The sequence below is a fragment of the Enterococcus sp. genome, assembly GCF_022711995.1.
Classification (GTDB): Bacteria; Bacillota; Bacilli; order Lactobacillales; family Enterococcaceae; genus Enterococcus_D.
This window is the reverse complement of the sequence record NZ_JALAHI010000164.1, coordinates 1-3,742: the sequence shown is the minus strand read 5'-3', so window position 1 is coordinate 3,742 and position 3,742 is coordinate 1. Positions and strand designations below refer to the sequence as shown.

General features: G+C 39.2%; 5 protein-coding genes. All 5 read right to left on the bottom strand.

From position 1 onward, the window contains the following. Positions 1-390, bottom strand: a 390-nt coding sequence (locus tag Q0A12_RS16075) for a CpsB/CapC family capsule biosynthesis tyrosine phosphatase (protein WP_366031625.1), incomplete at its 3' end; no start/stop codon positions are given. A 23-nt stretch (positions 391-413) separates the two neighbouring features. After that, entirely contained in the window at positions 414-1,118 is a 705-nt protein-coding gene (locus Q0A12_RS16070; RefSeq protein ID WP_291293636.1) for a CpsD/CapB family tyrosine-protein kinase, read from the bottom strand. A gap of 11 nt (positions 1,119-1,129) precedes the next feature. Further along, positions 1,130-1,909, bottom strand: a complete 780-nt coding sequence (locus Q0A12_RS16065; RefSeq protein WP_291293635.1) for a Wzz/FepE/Etk N-terminal domain-containing protein — start codon at positions 1,907-1,909, stop codon at positions 1,130-1,132. A 17-nt stretch (positions 1,910-1,926) separates the two neighbouring features. After that, complete coding sequence (locus tag Q0A12_RS16060; protein WP_291293634.1) at positions 1,927-2,859, bottom strand: LCP family protein; 933 nt, start codon at positions 2,857-2,859, stop codon at positions 1,927-1,929. A 27-nt stretch (positions 2,860-2,886) separates the two neighbouring features. Beyond that, positions 2,887-3,742, bottom strand: an 856-nt coding sequence (locus tag Q0A12_RS16055) for a hypothetical protein (RefSeq protein WP_291293633.1), incomplete at its 5' end; no start/stop codon positions are given.

Sequence of the window (3,742 nt, the reverse complement as noted above, 5' to 3'; positions counted from 1 at the left end):
CCCTAAATTTTGTAGCTCAAAAAATATATTTTCTGTAAAAGAAGGAACTTCCATGGTAGGAAATTCTATCAAAATATACGTGTCATCAAGGTCCGTGAATAGAATCTCATCATTACGAATATTCTCAATCAAATCACCTGTTATGCGAACTTCTTGTCCTTCAAGTACAGTTAACGGCAGATTTCTCTGATCCAGTTCTTCTTGTAACAAGGAGACTTGAGAAATGACCTCATTTTTCGGATTACTATATTTTCCATTATTGTGATGGGGTGTACACAAGATGTGCGTGATTCCTTGACTAATTGCTTTTTCAGCCATTGCAATACTGGCATCTAAGTTCTCTGCACCATCGTCTATTCCAGGTAAAATATGGCAATGTAAATCGATCATTTCTTTGTACTCCTTTTTAGACATTAATTTCCATAATAATAATAGTATCCGGCATCTTTACTGTTTTCTGCACCATTATAGACAACGCCCAACATTCTTGCTTGAACCATATTTAAAAGCTCTTTTGCTTTAGTTAAAGACTCTTTTCGTGAGACATTCTCACGAACCACTAATATAGTGCCATCTGCTTTTGAGGCCATGATTTGTGCATCAGTCACAGCAACAACTGGGGGCATATCAAAAATCACGACATCATACAAGTTTTTTGCTTCTTCAATGACTTGATTCATTCTTGTCGAACCTAATAGTTCAGAAGGATTCGGGGGTTTCGGACCACTGGTCATGACAGAAAGATTATCGATTACCGTTTTTTGAGCTGCCTCCACCACAGTGGTCGAAGTACTCAAAACCGTACTTAAGCCAGTATTGTTTTGAAGGTTAAATGTTTTATAAACCGTTGGCTTACGCATATCCGCATCCACTAACAATACCCGTTGACCTGATTTAGCAAAGACCACGGCTAGATTGGCAGATGTGGTTGATTTTCCCTCTCCCGGACCTGAAGAAGTTATCACCATCGTCTTAATTTGTCGATCCGCTGAAGAGGCAAATTGAATGTTGGTTCGAATCGTACGATATTGTTCGGAAATAGGAGAAGATGGGTCAACCAGAGTAATCAAACTGACCGCATGTGTTTTTGTTCCTTTACGTTCTTGTTGTTTTGCCATGTCTTTTCCTCCTACACTTTCGAACGACTACGGCGAGATTCCGTCGTTTTTTCATTCGTTGGCTTTTTCAAAATTGGTCTTGTTGGTTTTTTTTGAATAGTCGCATTCAACTCTTTTTGCGACATTTGTGGCACAGTACCTAAAATCGTAAAACCTAGATTTTCCGTTACAAACTTATCGTCTTTCACTGTTCGATCCAACAATTCTAATAAGAAGGCAATTCCTACACCAACAATCAATCCCAATACAAGGCCAATTGCCAAATTAATCTTATTGTTTGGCGATACAGGTGCTGTACTTGCTTGAGCATTTGAAATAATTGAAATTTTATCAACATTCAATACATCTTTGGCATTTTCTTGGAATACAAGTGCGGTAGTATTGGCAATGTTTGCTGCATAGACAGAACTCGTATCAGTTGCTTTAATTGAAAACATCAGAGAGTTTTGAGACTGTGTTACTTCGATAGCATCTTTCAATTCAGGCACAGATTTATCAATCCCATACTCCGATTCAAGTTGATTCTTCACTTCGTTGATTACAAGATCACCTGTAACCAATTCTTTATACGTATTAATCATCTGTAAATTAGTATTGACATCATTGGCATTGGTTGTTTCCGTTTGAGGCAGCGTAACAATCAATTGCGCTTGTGAGCTGTATTTTGGTGTTAAAACAAAAAATGTAACTACTCCTGCTAATGCTAAACCGGCAAATAGAGAAAGAAAAATCGCCGCTAAATGTTTACGCAATATATCAAAAATTTCTTTTAAACTAATCGTTTCTTCCATTTCTTCTCCACTTTCTTCTAGTTAGCTGTATCTAACTGTTCTTTTAGGATTTGTTGTACTCGTTTCAATTCATCTCCACTGACTCGTTGATAAGAGATACCGTCTTGCATAAATCCGTCCCCTTGCATTTGCACCTGCTCCACTTTTTTGAAAGCATCACGATAATCCAAGGCAATTTTTTGCATCATACCAAAATCCATATCCGTTTTCATATTTCCTTCAATAGCAGATAGGACTTCTTTATATTGTGACACCCCATCCAGAGAGAGAGCTTTTTTTGCGACAGCAGCTACAACATTTCTCTGACGACCTTGCCGTCCATAGTCACCATTCGGATCATCATAACGCATTCGAGTATAAGATAATGCTTGCTCACCATTTAGGTGAATTTTTCCAATATCAAAAGTATTTCCCTCATTTTCAAATTTCAAATCATTATTGACTTCCACTCCGCCTACTGCATCGACTAATTCTTTGATGCCTGCCATGTTCATGGCAACATAATGATCAATTGGAATATCCAAAAACTTCTGCACGGTATCCATTGACATAGCTGCTCCACCAAAAGCGTAGGCATGATTGATTTTATCTGTTGTGCCATGGCCAACGATATCTACATACGTATCTCGTGGCACACTAACGATCGTTGTCTGTCCATCTGTTGGATTAACTGTTGCCACCATGATTGCATCTGAACGTCCTTGATCCGTTCGTCCAAGGTCTCCAGTATCGATTCCCAGTAACAGCACTGAGAATGAATCTTTCTCATCCAAGTTCACCGGAGTTTCCCGTTTTCCTTCTTCTTGGTTCTTTCGTTCCACTGATTCATAGGTTTTTTGGATTGAACTGGACAGATCCATATATAGCTTGGCGCCAATTCCTACAGCTCCGATCACTAGCACTGCAACGATCCCAAAAATAATCAAAAAAATCTTTTTCCCTTTTGACATAATTTTTCCTCCAGTTATATCTTCCTATTAGTAATAATAAGATTCTGAATCTGTTTCTGAACTATCCGTCGTTGTATCTGAATAGCCATTCCCAGTCGTTGCCGTATCTGTCGCTGTATTATTGTAATAACCTGTATACCCCATTTGAGCTGCAACAGTTTCCGCAAGTTTGGTGTACTTCTCTTTCAACTCGTTATTGCGGATTTTACTGATGCTGTCTACAGCGGATAAATATTTCTCATAGGTCACCGCATCGGTTACTTTCTCGTCTTTGAGCATACTGTCGAATTCTTTTTGTAGCTTAGTCACGCGATCTAACTGTGCATCCGCATACCCAAGATATTCCGTTACTAAAGCAGTCCATTTGTCTGCTTCGAAAAAATTCAAGTTTTCACGAATAGTGCCAACGTCTGTTGCTTTGAGATCTTTTTTGATAATGACGTCGTTTTCTGCTTTTTTCCAATTGGAGACGCCTTTTGTGAAAAGTTTGTCTGTGGCTTCTTGAATTTTTTGTTTCGCTTCAATTTCTTTAAGTTCATCGTCAAGCGCTTTTTTTTGGCTTTGGATTTCTGTTGCTTCCGCTGGCAAAGCGCTGTCTTCGATGCCATATTCTTCGCCGGATACTTTGATCATTGCTAACTTGCCAACGAGTTGGCTGACGTCATCAGCGGTGATGCCCGTCTTTAAGAATGTCTTATCATCGCTGAGATAAAGACTTGCGACCTCCTTTTTTAACGTTGCAATGCTGTCAGTTTCGCTTGCAATCGCAGTTTGTGCATATTCTACCCGCTGCTGGTATTGTCGCTGATTGTTCTGGCGATACCCTACCAAGCAAATAGCAACGGCGCCTACACCAACTACCAAAACGGACAAAGTCTTAAAT